The organism is Tritonibacter multivorans (assembly GCF_001458415.1).
GTDB lineage: Bacteria > Pseudomonadota > Alphaproteobacteria > Rhodobacterales > Rhodobacteraceae > Epibacterium > Epibacterium multivorans.
In genome coordinates, this window is the sequence record NZ_CYSD01000019.1 from 1 (window position 1) to 16,404 (window position 16,404).

General features: G+C 59.7%; 17 protein-coding genes. 8 read left to right on the forward strand and 9 right to left on the reverse strand.

The annotated features are described in order from the left end of the window. On the reverse strand, window positions 1-181 hold a 181-nt coding region (locus tag TRM7557_RS06425; protein WP_058289399.1), incomplete at its 3' end, for a transposase. Window positions 182-210: 29 nt separating this feature from the next. Between TRM7557_RS06425 and TRM7557_RS06430 the strand changes: the two genes are divergently transcribed. Then, the gene (locus TRM7557_RS06430; RefSeq protein ID WP_268873713.1) at window positions 211-903 is read left to right on the forward strand and encodes a DUF3387 domain-containing protein; all 693 of its coding nucleotides are present in this window, start codon (window positions 211-213) and stop codon (window positions 901-903) included. 151 nt (window positions 904-1,054) lie between these two features. Here TRM7557_RS06430 and TRM7557_RS06435 read toward each other — a convergent pair whose 3' ends face one another. Continuing rightward, on the reverse strand, window positions 1,055-1,366 hold the full coding sequence (locus TRM7557_RS06435) for an ETC complex I subunit (RefSeq protein WP_058289401.1): 312 nt from the start codon (window positions 1,364-1,366) through the stop codon (window positions 1,055-1,057). A gap of 198 nt (window positions 1,367-1,564) precedes the next feature. On the opposite strand from TRM7557_RS06435, the gene uvrB reads away from it, so the two are divergent. From uvrB to TRM7557_RS06450, 3 genes are all read left to right on the forward strand, one after another. Beyond that, window positions 1,565-3,757 carry an excinuclease ABC subunit UvrB gene (gene uvrB, locus TRM7557_RS06440; protein WP_058289402.1) on the forward strand — a complete coding sequence of 731 codons (2,193 nt, stop codon included), beginning with the start codon at window positions 1,565-1,567 and terminating at the stop codon, window positions 3,755-3,757. Between the two features lie 40 nt (window positions 3,758-3,797). Further along, window positions 3,798-4,391 carry a hypothetical protein gene (locus TRM7557_RS06445; RefSeq protein WP_165592419.1) on the forward strand — a complete coding sequence of 198 codons (594 nt, stop codon included), beginning with the start codon at window positions 3,798-3,800 and terminating at the stop codon, window positions 4,389-4,391. A 177-nt stretch (window positions 4,392-4,568) separates the two neighbouring features. Then, a complete protein-coding gene (locus TRM7557_RS06450; protein ID WP_058289404.1) occupies window positions 4,569-4,961 on the forward strand; it encodes a hypothetical protein in 393 nt (130 codons plus the stop codon). A gap of 23 nt (window positions 4,962-4,984) precedes the next feature. On the opposite strand, the gene TRM7557_RS06455 is transcribed toward TRM7557_RS06450, so the two are convergent. Continuing rightward, window positions 4,985-5,302: an antibiotic biosynthesis monooxygenase family protein gene (locus TRM7557_RS06455; protein WP_058289405.1), complete on the reverse strand. Its 318-nt coding sequence runs from the start codon at window positions 5,300-5,302 to the stop codon at window positions 4,985-4,987. 125 nt (window positions 5,303-5,427) lie between these two features. Between TRM7557_RS06455 and TRM7557_RS06460 the strand changes: the two genes are divergently transcribed. Then, entirely contained in the window at window positions 5,428-6,111 is a 684-nt protein-coding gene (locus tag TRM7557_RS06460) for a hypothetical protein (RefSeq protein ID WP_058289406.1), read from the forward strand. 31 nt (window positions 6,112-6,142) lie between these two features. Next, complete coding sequence (locus TRM7557_RS06465; protein WP_058289407.1) at window positions 6,143-6,622, forward strand: HugZ family pyridoxamine 5'-phosphate oxidase; 480 nt, start codon at window positions 6,143-6,145, stop codon at window positions 6,620-6,622. Here TRM7557_RS06465 and TRM7557_RS06470 read toward each other — a convergent pair. The 4 genes from TRM7557_RS06470 to TRM7557_RS06485 all read right to left on the reverse strand — a co-directional run bounded on the left by TRM7557_RS06470 (window position 6,619) and on the right by TRM7557_RS06485 (window position 12,351). Continuing rightward, window positions 6,619-8,904, reverse strand: coding sequence for a right-handed parallel beta-helix repeat-containing protein (locus TRM7557_RS06470; RefSeq protein WP_058289408.1), 2,286 nt, complete (start codon window positions 8,902-8,904; stop codon window positions 6,619-6,621). The two genes, TRM7557_RS06465 and TRM7557_RS06470, sit on opposite strands and share 4 nt — an antisense overlap. A 100-nt stretch (window positions 8,905-9,004) precedes the next feature. After that, a complete protein-coding gene (locus TRM7557_RS06475) occupies window positions 9,005-9,406 on the reverse strand; it encodes a DUF4864 domain-containing protein (RefSeq protein WP_058289409.1) in 402 nt (133 codons plus the stop codon). 339 nt (window positions 9,407-9,745) lie between these two features. Beyond that, window positions 9,746-11,389: a lysine--tRNA ligase gene (locus TRM7557_RS06480; RefSeq protein WP_058289410.1), complete on the reverse strand. Its 1,644-nt coding sequence runs from the start codon at window positions 11,387-11,389 to the stop codon at window positions 9,746-9,748. Window positions 11,390-11,550: 161 nt separating this feature from the next. After that, on the reverse strand, window positions 11,551-12,351 hold the full coding sequence (locus TRM7557_RS06485; protein ID WP_058289411.1) for a hypothetical protein: 801 nt from the start codon (window positions 12,349-12,351) through the stop codon (window positions 11,551-11,553). 199 nt (window positions 12,352-12,550) lie between these two features. Between TRM7557_RS06485 and TRM7557_RS06490 the strand changes: the two genes are divergently transcribed. After that, a complete protein-coding gene (locus TRM7557_RS06490; protein ID WP_058289412.1) occupies window positions 12,551-12,973 on the forward strand; it encodes a tellurite resistance TerB family protein in 423 nt (140 codons plus the stop codon). A gap of 208 nt (window positions 12,974-13,181) precedes the next feature. Beyond that, a complete protein-coding gene (locus TRM7557_RS06495; protein WP_165592420.1) occupies window positions 13,182-14,252 on the forward strand; it encodes an ABC transporter substrate-binding protein in 1,071 nt (356 codons plus the stop codon). A gap of 83 nt (window positions 14,253-14,335) precedes the next feature. Here the strand turns inward: TRM7557_RS06495 and TRM7557_RS06500 are convergent, their stop codons facing one another. Together TRM7557_RS06500 and TRM7557_RS06505 are read right to left on the reverse strand one after the other, a co-directional pair. Then, entirely contained in the window at window positions 14,336-15,598 is a 1,263-nt protein-coding gene (locus tag TRM7557_RS06500) for an ABC transporter permease subunit (protein WP_058289414.1), read from the reverse strand. Next, window positions 15,595-16,401 (reverse strand): taurine ABC transporter ATP-binding protein, encoded by an 807-nt coding sequence (locus tag TRM7557_RS06505; protein ID WP_058289415.1) that lies wholly within the window; start codon window positions 16,399-16,401, stop codon window positions 15,595-15,597. The genes TRM7557_RS06500 and TRM7557_RS06505 overlap by 4 nt, the downstream gene beginning before the upstream one ends. Window positions 16,402-16,404: the final 3 nt, after the last annotated feature.

Sequence of the window (16,404 nt, forward strand, 5' to 3'; positions counted from 1 at the left end):
CACGAGCAAGATCCAGATCTTTGTCGGACACCACATCGGTGTCCCGATGCGCGGTGACCCATTTGTTCAATGTCGATAAGCCAACACCCAAATCTGAGGCCACTTGTTTGCGTGTCAGCCCACTCGTGAGCGCGATCCGCACCGCGTCAGCCCGGAACTCATCCGTCCGTTTCAATCCCATAGTTCGTCTCCTTTGTTGCAATAAATGCTATCAAAGGAGCGGCATCAAACCGTGACAGGTCCAGAATGAGTAAACGCGAAAGGGAGTTCGCTGTCGGGCAACTTATTTCAGATGCTATTGCGGACGCAAACATAATTGATGTGCTTGCCGCGGCGGGAATGAAAAGCCCCGAGATCTCTGTTCTCTCCGAAGAATTCCTTTCCGAAATTCAGAACATCAAGCAAAAAAACCTCGCTCTAGATGCGCTCAGAAAGCTACTTGCGGGTGAAATTAAAGCCCGACAGAAAAGGAACGTCGTAGAGGCCAAAGCCTTCTCAGAACGTCTGGAAGCGGCCGTGGCGCGTTACCACGCCAACGCAATCACGAGTCTTGAGATGATCCAAGAGCTTATCAATATGGCCAAGGACTTAAATGCGTCAGTCCAACGAGGAGATGACCTTGGCTTGAGCGAAGAAGAGTTGGCTTTCTATGACGCCCTTTCGCAAAACCACAGCGCTGTGGAGGTTCTGGGAAACGAAGAGCTTCGGAAAATCGCCCACGTTTTGGTTGAGCAGCTCCAACAAAACGTCACCGTTGACTGGCACCTGAAGGAAAGCGCACGCGCCAAGTTGCGAGTTTTGGTCCGCCGTATTTTGAAAAAGTTCGGCTATCCACCAGATCTCGCTCCAGTGGCGATCAGTACCGTGCTCAGTCAGGCTGAAGCACTCCTGAAGTGGAAATAGGCCCGCGCACCAGTGAGGTATCGGGTTTTCCCGAATTCACCCGATACCACATATGGATAGAGCGCCGAAAGGCGCTCTATATCTTGATCAAACCAAAGCTTCGCGAAATCTTTGCCCCGATTTCGAGACAACTTTACCCCGATTTACACGCTCAGTGCGTCCAGGGGCTGCGGCGGTTGGTGGCAAAGTTTTCGCCGTAGCCACCGGCGCGGATATTGGCCGCGCGGGATTTGGGTTCGGTGAGCTGCGCGTCAATCCCATGGGCAGAGGCATATTCCAGCGCCTCTTCCTTGGTGGCGAACTTCAGGCGCACTTGGCTTTGCGTGTCGGTGGAAGAGGTCCACCCCATCAGCGGGTCCACTTCGCGCGCGCTCTCCTGTGCGAATTCCAGCACCCATTTACGGGTCTTTGCCATGCCAGAAGTCATAGCATTACGGGCCGGACGGTAGATGCGTGCGCGCATGTCTCTCTCCACGAGGTGAATCTATCCCCTGCCTTTTATCCCCCATCACGGGCAAGCGGCAAGGCCACAAATAGAGTGCCTTTAAAGGGTTACCCGACCGTTGCGCGACATGCACATTTGACAGGATGTTTGACAGGCCTCTTGAAACAGAACAAAAACAGATCAAATGCTGACGGACGGCTGACAAGGAACCCGCCCATGCCCTATGCCAATTCCGACAATTCCCTGCCCATGATGGCGGACCGCGCGCCTGAACGCCGTGAAAAGCTCGAGGGCGGTAAAGCTTTCACAATGCACACAAAATTCAGCCCCGCAGGCGATCAGCCGACGGCCATTGCAGAGCTGTCACAGGGTGTGCGGGACGGCGAACGGGATCAGGTGCTGTTGGGGGCGACCGGCACCGGCAAGACCTTCACCATGGCCAAGATCATCGAGGAAACCCAACGCCCGGCGATCATCCTTGCGCCCAATAAAACCCTCGCTGCGCAGCTTTACGGTGAATTCAAGGGCTTCTTCCCCGAAAACTCTGTCGAGTATTTTGTGTCTTTCTACGACTATTACCAGCCCGAGGCTTACGTTCCGCGCAGCGACACATACATCGAAAAAGAAAGCCAGATTAACGAACAGATCGACCGCATGCGCCACTCGGCGACGCGGGCGCTGTTGGAACGTGACGATGTGATCATTATCGCCTCGGTCTCCTGTATTTACGGCATTGGTTCGGTCGAAACCTACTCGGCCATGACGCAGGATCTGATCGTGGGCCAGGACTATGACCAGCGCCAGATCATGGCCGATCTGGTGGCCCAGCAGTACAAACGCAACGATCAGGCGTTTCAGCGTGGCTCCTTCCGGGTGCGCGGCGACACGCTCGAAATCTTCCCCGCCCACCTTGAGGACCGCGCCTGGAAGCTGTCGTTCTTTGGCGAAGAGCTGGAGCAGATCACCGAATTCGACCCGCTCACCGGCGAACGCACTGGCAGTTTCGAGAAGATCCGTGTCTACGCCAACAGCCACTACGTGACCCCCAAGCCGACCCTGAAACAGGCGGTGATCCACATCAAAAACGAACTGCGCCAGCGGCTGGATCAGCTGACCGGCGAAGGCAAACTGCTCGAGGCGCAGCGCCTCGAACAGCGCACCAATTTCGACATTGAAATGCTGGAGGCCACCGGCCATTGCAACGGGATCGAGAACTATTCGCGCTACCTCACCGGCCGCGCACCGGGAGAGCCGCCCCCCACCCTGTTTGAATTCATCCCCGACGATGCCATTGTTTTTGCTGACGAAAGTCATGTCTCGGTGCCGCAGATCGGTGGCATGTACCGGGGCGACCACCGGCGCAAATTCACGCTGGCCGAACACGGCTTCCGCCTGCCCTCCTGCATGGACAACCGCCCGCTGAAGTTCGAGGAATGGGACGCCATGCGGCCCCAGTCGGTCTTTGTCTCCGCGACGCCCGCAGCCTGGGAGCTGGAACAATCCGGCGGTGTCTTTGCCGAACAGGTCATTCGCCCTACAGGGCTCTTGGACCCCGAGGTCGAAATCCGCCCCGTCGCCATGCAGGTTGATGATCTCTTGGACGAAATCCGCCAGGTCAGCGCCAAGGGCTTCCGCACGTTGGCCACCGTTCTGACCAAACGCATGGCCGAAGACCTGACCGAATACCTGCATGAACAGGGCATCAAGGTGCGCTACATGCACAGCGACATCGACACGCTGGAGCGGATCGAGATCCTGCGCGACCTGCGCCTTGGGGCCTTCGACGTGCTCGTGGGCATCAACCTGTTGCGCGAGGGGCTCGACATCCCCGAATGCGGGCTGGTCGCCATTTTGGACGCGGACAAAGAAGGCTTCTTGCGGTCCGAGACCTCGCTGGTGCAGACCATCGGCCGCGCCGCGCGCAACGCCGAAGGCCGCGTCATCATGTATGCCGACAAGATCACCGGGTCGATGGAACGCGCGATGGATGAAACCAACCGCCGCCGCGAAAAGCAGATGGCCTATAACCTTGAACACGGCATCACGCCCGAGACGGTGCAGAAAAACGTCGAAGACGTGCTGGCGGGCCTTTACGAGGGCGACGTGGACATGAACCGCGTCACCGCCACCGTCGACAAGCCGATGCATGGCGCAAATCTGGAGGCGCATCTGAACGGCCTCAAGGAAGAAATGCGCAAAGCTGCCGAGAATCTGGAGTTCGAGGAAGCCGCCCGCCTGCGCGACGAGGTCAAACGGCTGGAGGCCGTGGACCTCGCCGTAAGCGACGACCCGCTGGCCCGGCAATCGGCGGTAGAGGCCGCCTCCGAGGCCGCCGTGAAGTCAAGGGGCCGCTCAACCGCTGGACGAGCAGGCCAACGTGGGGGTAATGTGAAGCGAAGGGGCAGATAACCCCTCCAACGCTATTCCCAAAAGCTATTTTTTTGTTGATTTGGGCGGTGGTGTAGGACGCGGTGCAGGTTTCGGTGCACCTTTATTGTCATTCATTATTCCACGTGTTGGTGGAGGAGCTGGACGCTTGGCCATTGAAATTCCTAAATCGTTATCTTTCCACGACGATACAAAACTAAAAATTGCTTGTGAAGCACTGAGGCAAACCGAGTTGCAATTGGAAGATTTCATCTCTTTGGCGAACAATTCGGACCAGAGGGCGATGGCAATGGCCGCTGCAAATATTGGTTTAGCTACTGTGGTCGTGACGCTGTCTGGAATTTGCCCTAGCCCACCTGTCGCATTCCTAAGCTGTGTGGGGTTCGTTTTCTGTTTCGTGCTGTCCGTTAAATCAGGTAGCCCAAGAAGATTTTATGTGCGCGGCCACAACTGGAAGGATTGGGTAGGGCACATAGATGAAAACGACACCTTCTACGATGCCATTTCATCGCAAGCCGAGGAAAATGACTACCGTATCGAACAAAATCTAAAGGACATGGCTAACCTTGCTCGAACACAGAAGCAAGCATTGACTTTTTCAGCGTACTGTCTTGTTTTTTTTGTTTTCGGGCAACTTGGCGCCGTTGTCATGTAGGGCGGAAAATGCGCCCGACCTCGGGAGGAAGCGAATGCGCCCTCCCGTGGGGGAGGTCGGGCGCAGTCCGTGCTCTGCACGGACGGGGTGGCCTTCAAAAACGTGACCGCTATTGAATAACACCGCCCTCTGCGCGACCTATATACCTATTGAACCCTCATCAGTTGGTCCCGCCTCATGCGTATGCGTCCCTTTGCCCTTCTCGCCCTGCCCCTCCTGGCCGCCTGCGCCTCGCCCTATGATCGTTGTGTCAAACAGAACAGCGGCGACTATCTGCGGCTGAGCGCACAGATCGAGACGACCGAGGGCAATATCGACCGCGGCTACGCGATCCACACACAGACCGTTCCGGAAACGGTTTGGGAGCACTGCCCGCGCTATAAGGATGGGAAAATCATTGGCTACCGCCTCTGCCCCGAGACGTATTACCGCGAGATTGAAACCCCGGTGGTGATCTCTGTGCCCTCAGAACGCGAGCGGCTGAAACGCCTGAGCCGCGAACGCGCGGCGCTGCAACCGCGCCACGACAGCGTGACCGAACAATGCCGCGCGGCGCACCCCCCGAAATAACGGGGCGCGCGCCGCACAGAGGATCAGTAGACCGCTGCCACGTCATACAAGACGGGCTCAAAGCTTTTGCACATTTCATTGATCTTGCGGCTGCGCTCGCGCATCTCCGCACTGCGCAGCATGGCCAGGAAATCCTCGCGCCGCGCCCATTGGCTGTAATTGGCGATCCGGCACTGGGCGTCGTTCACATGCAGCCCCGCCGCAATAAAGCCCGGCTGCTTCGACACAAAGTCGGAGATCGCATCCTGCAACAGTTCAAGCACGTCCTGACAGGTTCCGGGCGTGACCTCAAAGGTGGTGATGACGGTCTGGACCTCGGTGGAAAGTTCGATTTTCGGCATGGCTGGCTCCTCCTGTCGCTGGCTCCTCTGCTCCAGCGTAACCGCAAACGCTTGAAAGTCGATGGTCTTTTGCCCTAGGCTCAACCTATGCGGGTGGGCGCGGGGCAGAGGCAAAGGCAGGCGCAATGCGGCAGCACAGGCTGGCTCTGGGGCTCTTGGCCCTGATGTGGACCCTTGGCGCAGGCCGCCCGGTGGACGCGGGTGCCTGGATGCAGCGACCCAAGACGGGCTTTGCGGCACTGGACCTGCGCTATCGGCCCACGCAGGGGCGCGAGCTGGGGTTTTATGGCACCTATGGGCTGTCTGAACGGCTGACGCTGGGTTTGGACATAAATGATACAAGCCGCGGATCGGCCCATGCGCTGGGGTTTGTGCGGCTGCCCCTGCGACAGGCGGACAGCGGCTGGCAGATCGCCACAGAGCTGGCTGTTGGGGCAAACCGCGACGCGGGACACTGGCTGGTGATGCAGCGCTATGGGCTGTCGGTTGGGCGCGGAGTGCAGCTGGGCGCACGGTCTGGCTGGGTCACCGCGGATCTGACCCGCGAAAGCCGCAGTGGCGGATACAGCAAAGCCTGGAAGCTGGATGCCACCCTTGGCCTGAGCCCGCCCAAAGGGCGGCGCCTTGCGCCGATGTTTCAGATCGAATTGCACCGCCCCGACGACGGCGCAGGCACCTTCGCCCTCTTGCCCTCCCTGCGCCTGTCGCGGCGGGCAAAACGGACATGGCTCGGCGGTCTGGAATGGCGCAGAACGCAAGGTGAGGATCAGGTGCTGGGCATTCGCTTTGGCCTGTGGCAGGATTTCTGAGACCCGGATTTTCTGAAAGACAGCGCCGCCGATGACCTCCCCCATCCGCCCCACCGATAATGAGGCCCGCAGCCTAGCGCGCCAATTGATGCAAGACGCCCGCTTTGCAGCCCTTGCGGTGACGGATGACGCGGGTTGCCCGACGCTCAGCCGGGTGGCCTTTGGCCTGTCGCCCGCGGGCGCACCGGTTTCGCTGGTGTCAACGCTCGCCAGCCACACGCAGGCGCTCATGGCGCGTCCGGACTGTGCCCTGATGGTCGGGGAGCCGGGCGACAAAGGCGACCCGCTGACCCATCCGCGCCTGACCCTGCAGGGGCGGGCCGAGATCCTGCCCAACAACACAAACGCCCATACAGAGATGGCCGCGCATTACCTGCGCGACCATCCCAAGGCCAAGCTTTATGTTGGGTTCGGCGATTTCCACTTCCTGAAGATCACCGTCACGGGTGCGTTTCTGAACGGCGGGTTTGGCAAGGCGTTTCACCTCAGCCCCGCCGATCTGGGCCTTTAGCGATCCATACGGATGGTGAGGGTGACCTCGCCATCCACGGCCTCGGGCCATTTCAAATCGATCTCGTCGCGCCCCGTGCCCTGCTCGGTATCTGCATAGGGCATGTGATAGACCGCCGCCCCGCTGGTGTTGCGAATAGCATTTTTGCCCATCACCGCATCGACACCGCGCGCCCAGCCTTGAAACGGCAGGCGATTGTCCGTGCCAATGCGCCAGGTCGCAGATTTGGAGCTCTGATCGTGGTTGATCCGCAAGGGGTTCATCACATTGGCCGATACATTGTGGAAGGTATTGCCCTCAAAAAACACATCCCGCGTGCGGTTGAAATCAAGGGCGGCAAAAGAAGTATCGACCCGCTCGGCCCGGTCAATATTGTCCCCCAGCGAGCGGAATTTATTGCCCACCACGCTGAGGCCATTGAGGAAATGGCCCGTGCCATAGGGGCGGATCACAAGATAGCTGAACCACGGTGCCACATCGCCCGACAGGAACACATTGTTGGCAACCGACAAGGCCGAGAAGGAGAACCCAGCATCGAAATCCGGTGTCGCGTCATACTCGTTGCTCCATTCGACAAAACAATTGTCGATGTAATTGTCACTGATCGTGGTGGAACAGAAGGTCTGCGTCAGCACAATGCCCGCCGAGCGCACCCCCGCCGCAACACTGTCGCCCTGGAAGAAATGGTTGCCGGTGATGGTGTGGTTCTGCCCCGACAGTATCGCCCAGTGCCGGAACCGCGTGGCGCGATTGTGGCGCAGCTTTACATCATTGCCGTTCACATTGATCGCAATGGAGGTGCGGTCCGACACATCCAGCGGGTCCTCGTCCGACAGAAACTGGCAATTGTCCACCAACATCCCCTGACAGCCCGTCCCGATCGAGGTGATCGCCCGGTCCTTGGGTTTGGTGAAGAAGCAGTCGTCAAAGACAAACACCTTGCCCGCAGGCGGCAGTTTCACGGCACTTGCTTCGCCATTGCACTGGAACTCCACGCCCGAAATCCCGAATTTCTCCATCGAGGAAAACCCGGTGAAATCCAGCATGTATTTGTTCAGCGTGAAGGTGAAATTCTGGGTGCCCTCGGCGTCATACAGCGGCGCTGAGAGGGTGATTTCGCTGGTCGCAGTGTTCTTGGACTTCACATAAATCTCGCGCCCCACGCCCGCGCCGGACACACGCGCCCCCACCTGCACAGACGAAATGTTCTGCACGTTTGTCAGGCTGCGGTTGTTGCTGGCCGAATAGGTGGCGCGCTGGGTGACGACCTCGGTGTCCCAGGCCGATCCGGCCTGCGCGTTGAACTGCCCGTTGCGGATGATCCGGCGGGTGGCGTAACTCGTGCGATTGGGCACGGCGGCCTGCATATCTATTGGCGCGGTCACCGCGATCATCCGCCCGCCCAGATCCAGCGTGGCGTGGTCGACATTGTTGATCAGCGCCTGAAACGCCTTCTTGAACGCCTCTTCCTCGCTGTCAAAGGCCGCCGCATAAGGCGGGAAGGAAAAATCCTTGGTCAGCAAGAGGATCGCATCGGTGGGCATCGACAGCCTGCCTTCAAAAATCACCTCATGGGCCAAGGACAGCGTGTCATTGATCCGATACGTGCCCGCAGGCACCAGAATGCGGCGCCCGTCGGCGGCATCATCTGCGGCCTCGAACGCGGCGTGATCATCGGTGCTGCCATCCCCCAATGCGCCGAAATCGCGCACATCCACAAGGCTCAGCATGTCCCGCACAAAGACCGAGGTCACATCCCGGATCTCTATATCCTCAATCCGCACCACACCGCCCGAAGGGCCGCTCAGATCCAGACCAAAATGCCCGTATTCCGCGTCCAGCCCCCAGGGCATGTCCACTCCACCACGGGTGCCAACGCCGACAATGGCGGTGACCTCTTCCACCCGGCCATAGGCCGATAGCGTCACCCCTGCCCCGGTGGTTACCACCCCCGACAGCGCATCACCTGCGCTAGTGGCGGCGAACCCCGCCACCCGCACAGTGGGCAATGCGCCACTCATCGCCTTCAGGCGCACACGGATCTGCAGATAACAACCGGGCTCGATCGGGGTCTGCCCCATAAAGCGCAGGCGCTGGGTGCTTTCGGTTTTTTGCAGCTCAAGACAGCTGCCAAAGTCGCTGTCGCCTGTCACCAGCGCTGCATCTGCCGCCCCCGCATAGGTATCAGAGCCGGGCGTGCCGTCGCCGCGCGACCATACGCCAAGGCCTGCCTCAAAGGCAGGCGGCATCAGTTGCAGACCCTCAGTAATTGCCTTGTTCATCAGAGAACCCCTTTCCCGCGTTCGGATCGGGAAAGAAGCTACCAACCGCGTCTTAAATGCAGCCGATCAGACCGGACGCTGGGGGCGCAACACGTCCGGTTCACACATTGGCTTCCGGCGGGCGCAGCAGCTGTACCGCGTTGATTTTCCAGCCCTCAGGGGTTTCCACCATCTGATAGTCCAGCAGATGCAACCGCCCCGCCTGATCCAGAACCTCGACCCGTTGCCACAGGTTGCCCGCCACTTCACGTAACGGGCCATAAGTGACCTCGGCCGGGCGCCAGACCATCGGGTAGCCTTCACGCACCATCAGACCAAAACGTTCCGGGCTGCCAAACAGCCCCTGAATATTGGGCGAGGCAAAGGTGAATGCGCGGTTGAAATCATCCCGCAGAAACGCGGCGATCTGCGCGTCAATCACATCCACAATCGGCGCCCGCTGCGCGCTCACTGGCCCAGCCAGAACCAACGCCAACACAGATATCCGCAGCCATGCCCACATCCTGCAATCCTCCTGTCGCCTCTCTTGCGACCTAGCGCGCAAGGTGACCCGGTCAAAAGCTTTGCTTCGGAGCCGCCCATCGCCTGCGCCCCAAAGGCCGGACGAGGAAGACAGCTGCCAGCGCAATTGCGGAGGCTCCGCGCCGATCAGGCGTGGAAACCGTCATTGGGCTTGCCGCTGGCTGACGGTCCGGCAAGCAGGGGATCAGGCGATGGGGGACTTCGCAAGCTTTGCTTTGGTGAGCCCGGAGCTGACCTTTCTCGGCTGCCCCCTGCCCCGGCCACCACAAAAAGGGGCCCCCAGTTGGGAGCCCCTCTCAAAAATCTTTCGCAGCCAGCCTTAGCCCAGCTCGCCCGCCAGACCTTTCTCGATCAGATTGATGGTTTCGTCCACGCCATAAAGCGCGATAAAGCCACCAAACCGCGGGCCTTGGGACGCCCCCAAGAGCACCTCATAGATCGCGGTGAACCAGGCGCGCAGCGGCTCGAACCCGTGGATCTTGCCAATGGCAAAGACGACGGACTGCAGGAATTCCTCGGAGGCAAAATCCGCCTCGGGCAGCGGGTCTTCATTGCCGACGATTTCGTTCTTCTTGGCAATCGCGGCCAGCGCGGCCTCGGGGCTGCGCAGCGCATCTGCCAGATCGGCAAGTGCAGCGCGCTCCTGATCACTCGGTGCGCGGAAGGTTTTGGTCGGTTTGACCTTGTCGTTGAAATACGCCACGGCAAAGCCTGCGGCCTTGTCCATCCCCGGATGGCTCTCAGCCGTCGCATCAGGCGCGTATTTGTTGATGAAACCCCACATGGTTGCCTTGTCCTCAGCACTGGAGGCAGACGCCAGGTTCAGCAGCATGGAGAAGGGCACCACCATATCCGATGCAGGCACGTTCCCGCCGTGAATGTGCCAGACCGGGTTGTTCAGGCGCGCTTTGGCGTCTTGGCCCGCATAGGCGCGCAGCTGCTGGTGGTATTCATCCACCGCCTTGGGGATCACATCGAAATGCATCCGCTTGGCGGTTTTGGGCTTCTGGTACATGAAGTACGACAGGCTCTCGGTCGAGGCATAGGTCAACCATTCGTCAATCGACACGCCATTGCCCGAAGATTTGGAGATCTTCTGGCCGTTCTCATCCAAGAACAGCTCATAGGAGAAATGCTCGGGCTGACGGCCACCAAGGGCGCGGCAGATCGCGTCATAGATCTTCTCGTTGGTGGCATGTTCCTTGCCATACATCTCGAAATCAACGCCAAGGGCCGCCCAACGCGCGCCAAAGTCCGGCTTCCACTGCAGTTTCACATTGCCGCCGGTCACGGGAAGGGTCAGCTCATTGCCGTCCTCATCGTCAAAGGTGACGGTATAGGTTTCGGCGCAGACCTTTTTCATCGGCACGTACAGCACGCGGCCGGTTTCCGGGTGGATCGGCAGGAAGATCGAATAAGTCGCCGCGCGCTCTTCGCGCAGGGACTTCAGCATGATCTTCATGATCTCGTCATAGCGGTCGACGGCGAGCTTCAGGATCGCGTCGAACTGGCCGGATTTGTAGAATTCCTTGGCGGAATAGAACTCATACTCGAACCCAAAGGTATCCAGGAACCGGCGCAGCATGGCGTTGTTGTGCTCACCAAAGCTGTCATGGGTGCCAAAGGGATCCGGCACCGAGGTCAGCGGGCGCTGCAGGTGTTCTTCCAGCGCTTCAGGGTTCGGCACATTCGACGGCACCTTGCGCAGACCATCGAGGTCATCGGAGAAGCAGATCAGCTTGGTCGGAATGTCCGAGATCTCCTCGAAGGCGCGCTTGACCATCGTGGTCCGCGCCACTTCGCCAAAAGTGCCGATATGCGGCAGGCCCGAGGGGCCATAGCCCGTTTCAAACAGCACATAGCCCTTCTCCGGCGCGCCTTTGGCGTAACGTTTGGCGATGCGACGTGCTTCTTCAAACGGCCAGGCTTTGCTCTTCAGAGCTTCTTCGCGCAGATCAGACATGGGTGTACTCCGGGCGGTGTCTTTGGGTGATAGGAATAAGGGCGCGCACAACGGCGCGCGCCGACGCATCCCTCTATGGTATCGGGGACGTCAGAGTCAACATGGCGCGGTCTTTGGACGGGTCGGAAAGCGCAACGTGGGCCACAACCAAGCGCGCAGGTTTATTCGCGCCAGACCTCTTCGATCCAGCGCGCCGGGCGCAGATAGCGTCGATAGGCCGAAAACTTTGCCCGTGCCTTCCAGCAGCGTTTGATATGTGCCCAGGGACCGACAACGGCTTCGTCCTTGTGCCAGCGCCCGGCAATGGCATCGGTCGGGTTAAGGGAGCCCGCAAAGATGACCACTTTTGCGTCGCCACCGGGGCGCTTTGGCGTCACGAAATAGTTCATCGGGAACCGGGGCAGGCATTGGATGCGGAAATGGCGCACCCAGGCGCGCGGCCAGAACTTGATCCCGCCGGGGGCGTTCTTGGTCACAAAATGCTGCTCGAACCGGTACTTATCCGCCACGCCCTGTGGATCGGCGGCATAGATTTCGAGGATCGGCGCTAGTTTCCCCACCGGGAAGCGATAAAGCGACGTCTGACCCAGCCGGTGAAACGGCTTGGCCGCATTATGCGCCAGCACGACATCATCCGGGTCACCAAAGTCAAAAAACGGATCAAGCGAGCTGACAATGGCCACATCAAGGTCAATAAACAGCACCGGCCCCTCGAGCCCGCCAAGCCCGGTTTCCCAAAGCCGCGACTTGCCCCATTTGCCAATGGTGCGTTCGGGATGGGCGCCGCGCAGGTCTGGCAGGGGTTTGCACTCCACCGCCTCATGCACGCCTTCGGTCACATCGGTGAAGCAGACAAAGCGGAACGGCGGGGTGATATTGCGCGCAACCATCCCATACAGGCGGTTGATATAAGCAGCGCCGTATCTGGTGCCCCAATTGATGCAGATCACTTGCTTGGTCATATTGCTCTCTCGGCTCCGGCCATCGTCCGTGCCTCTCTTAACCGCAATGACTTACTGGGGCAAAGGCTACTTCACAACCCATTCATCCGCTGCGTGAAAATTCGGGACGGCACCATCGCTTGTGTTGAAGGCGGGCCCGGCTGCGCCTATGTTCGGTGCGACAGACCAAGAGGTCGCGAAAGCAGTGAGGAATACCCCGATGAGCGAAGAGACCAACCAGCTCTTGACCCCGCAGGATTGCCTGGTCGCCCTGATGGTGGCGGTCTCCGCCTCGGACGAGACCATCCGCACCGCGGAACTGGTGAAAATTCAAAACGCCGTAAACATGCTGCCGGTCTTTGCCGAATATGACGCCGACCGCACCAATATGGTCAGCCAGATGGTCTATGATTTCTTTGAGCAGGAAGATGGGCTCGACGCGCTGTTTGGCGTGGTGCGCGACGTGCTGCCCGCGCGCCTGAGCGAGACCGCATATGCGCTGGCCTGCGATGTGGCCGCCGCCGACGGATCACTGGCCGAGACCGAGCTGCGCCTGCTGGAAGAAATCCGCTACGAGCTGAACATCGACCGCCTGCACGCAGCCGCCATCGAACGCGGGGCCCGCGCGCGTCACATGGTCTGATCACAGGGTCTGGCAATATGTCGAAAGGTCATGTCACGGCCCCCGGGGAGGCGCGGGATCTGCCCCTCCCTTTTGCGCCACTTTGATGTGACGCATAACGACAGCCATTTGCGCGTTTACGACTCCTTATTTTGATCCTGCTTTTATGCTGCCACACAGAGGAGACATCCCTGTGGTGTCCAGTGGATCAGGTAGGAGTGATTTCCACATGAATACTCAATTGCGCGGTGCTTTCACCGCCCGCATCCTTGCGTCTGTCGCAGGGAGCTTTCTTTTCGCAACCCAAGCCATGGCAATCAATATCGCCTTTATCAATCCCGGCGGTGACACCGGGTTCTGGGGCAATGTCAGCGGCACCATGCAGGCCGCTGCGGATGATTTTGGCCACGGGCTTGAAATCATCCACACCAATCGCGACCGCGCGGCCATGCAGACGGCGGCCAAGGATCTCGCCAGCCGCCCCACCCCGCCCGATTACGTGATCATCGTGAACGAGATCAAACAGGGCAAAAAGGCCTATGCCACCCTCAGCCAGGCAGGCATCAAGGTGATGTTCCTGCTCAATCAGCTGAGCGAGGCCGAACGGAAAGGCCTCAACACCGACAATCTGGTGGGCGGCCTTAGCCCCGACAATGAAATCGCAGGCTATGAGATGGCGAAATCCCTGATCCAAGCGGCGCGTGCGGCGGGCAAGGACGAGGACGGTGTGCAGATCATGGCGCTGCTTGGCGATCTGGCCACCCCGGCCGCGGTGGAGCGCACGGCGGGCATGGAACGCGCCATTGAAGAGGCGGCAGATGTTTCGCTGGTGCGCGCCATGTCGGTGAACTGGGATGCCGAAGAGGCCGCCAACCGCACCCGCAAATTCCTGCAGAAGAACCGCGCTGACGCCATCTGGAGCGCCAATGACCCGATCTCCTTTGCGGCCCAGTCCGAGGCCGAGGCCGCTGGGCTGCAGGCCGGACAGGACGTGTTTTTTGCCGGTCTGAACTGGTCGCGCCCCGCGCTCGAGGCGGTGCAAGACGGGCGTATGACCATGACCCATGGCGGTCATTTCTTTGCAGGCGCCTGGTCGGTTGTGCTGCTGAATGATCTGGCCGGGACTGACAGCCTGGGCGCGGTCGATTTCCCGATGTCGGCGGTGACCGGCGCAAATGTTGATCTGTTCCTCGACCGTCTGGGCGATGGCGACTGGCAGAAGATCGACTTTACCCGCTTTGCATCCCCTGACGGGGCCTATGATTTTTCTGCACAGGCCATTCTTGATGCGGCGCAGTAGATAGGCGCAGTAGATACCTGCCCTGAAACAAAAAAAGGCCGCAGCGCTGTGCTGCGGCCTTTTGCATTTTGCTGCCGGTCCAATCAGGAGCGGCCTTTCCACGGCACCAGATAGGTCTCGGCGCGGCGCATCAGGATGTCGATGCCATAGCCGATCACACCAATCAGGATGATGCCCATGATCACAATATCGGTCAGCTGGAACTTGGAGGCGGCAATGATCATCATGCCCGCGCCCTTCTGTGCCGCAACCAGTTCGGCCGCAACCACAGTGCCCCAACAGACGCCCATCGCAACCCGCGCACCGGTGAAGATCTCCGGCAGAGAGTTCGGCACGATGACATAGCGCAGGATCTGCGCCTTGCTTGCGCCCAGCGAGTAAGCGGCGTGGACCTTGGTGATGTTCACACCAGACACACCCGCACGCGCCGCAATGGTCATGATCCACAGCGCCGCAAGGAACAGCAGGACCACCTTGCCGGTTTCCCAGATGCCGAACCAGATGATGACCAGCGGGATCAGCGCCAGCGGCGGCACCGGGCGCATGAATTCCACGATCGGATCAAACCAACCGCGCACCCAGGAGGACAGACCCATGGCATAGCCAAGCGGAATACCGATCAGAGAGCCCAGCGCAAAACCCGCCAGAACCCGCAGCAGCGAAGAGCCAAGGTGCTGCCAGAGGGTGAAGTTCTGATAGCCCTCGGTTGCGATTTCAATAAAGCGGGACACCACAGCTTCGGGCGACGGCAGCCAGATCGGCTCCATCTGGAAGCCTTTGGCAGGCGCAAAGCTGAGCGAGCCACGGCGCGACATGGTCACCGCGCCATTGGGCACTTTGACCGTTTCGCCCGGCACAAGCGCCTGACCTTCCACAGCGGTGACCGTGACGCCTTCGCCGTCATTGCCCGCCGCCTTGATCAGCACCGACCGATAGGCCGCCACTTTGGCCGCATCATCCTGCGCAAAGCCACTGGCTGCGCCCACCTCGGGCACCTCGGCATCTTCGCCGAAGGCATGGACACGCACATGCACAGTGGCATCCGCCGTCTGACCACCGGCATCGGTGGCGGTGTAGGTAAAGCTGGTGTCACCTTCAAACGGGCCCGGCACATGGACCGGCACCACTTTGGAGCCCGTGAACGCGCCCCAGATCAGGAAAATCACCAGAACCGAAATCACCGACGCCGCGCGGTTCGGGGTAATGGCGCTTTCGTCGCCAAAGGTCACCGTTTTCAGCGAGGTATAGTTCACCCCGGACGCGCGACGCGTCTGGATAAAGTTGACCACCAGATAGGCGCCAAAGAACAGCGCCGCATAGGCCAGAAGGATCATAAAACCGGTCATGCCGCGCCCTCCGCTCGGCCCATGATCTCTTCTTCCATTTCCCAGATCATCGACAGGATTTCATCGCGGGTTTTGCCAAACTCGGGATTCTTTTTCACCTCGCGCAGGTCCATATTCACCCCCTGCTCGGCAAAGGGGAGGTTGTATTCGCGGTGAATGCGGCCCGGACGCGGCGCCATGACCAGCAGACGTTCGCCCAAGAGCAGCGCCTCTTCTACCGAGTGGGTGATCAGGATCACGGTCTTGCCGGTCTCTTTCCACAGCTTCAGCACCAGACCCTGCATTTTCTCGCGGGTCAGCGCATCCAGCGCGCCCAAGGGTTCGTCCATCAGGATCACATCCGGGTCGTTGGCCAGACAGCGGGCCAGCGCGACACGCTGCTGCATACCACCGGACAATTCGTAGACCGCCTTGTCCTTAAAGTCCTGCAAACCAACAATTTCCAGCAGGTGGTCCGAGCTTTGCTGACGTTCCTTTGCAGGGACGCCTTTCATACGGGGGCCGAACTCGACGTTCTGGCGCACGCTCATCCATTCAAACAGGGCGCCCTTCTGGAACACCATGCCACGTTCTGCGTCGGGGCCGACGACCTGATGGCCGTTCATCTGGATGGCCCCGCCAGTTGGCGCAAGGAAGCCTGCCACAATGTTCAGCAATGTGGTCTTACCGCAGCCCGAGGGGCCCAGGACGCTCATCAACTCGCCCTTCTTCAGATGTAGGGACACATCCTTCAGGGCCTGCACATGACCGCCGTCAGGCAAGTCAAAGCGCATAGAAATATTTTCGATCGAAAGGCCGGTCATGAG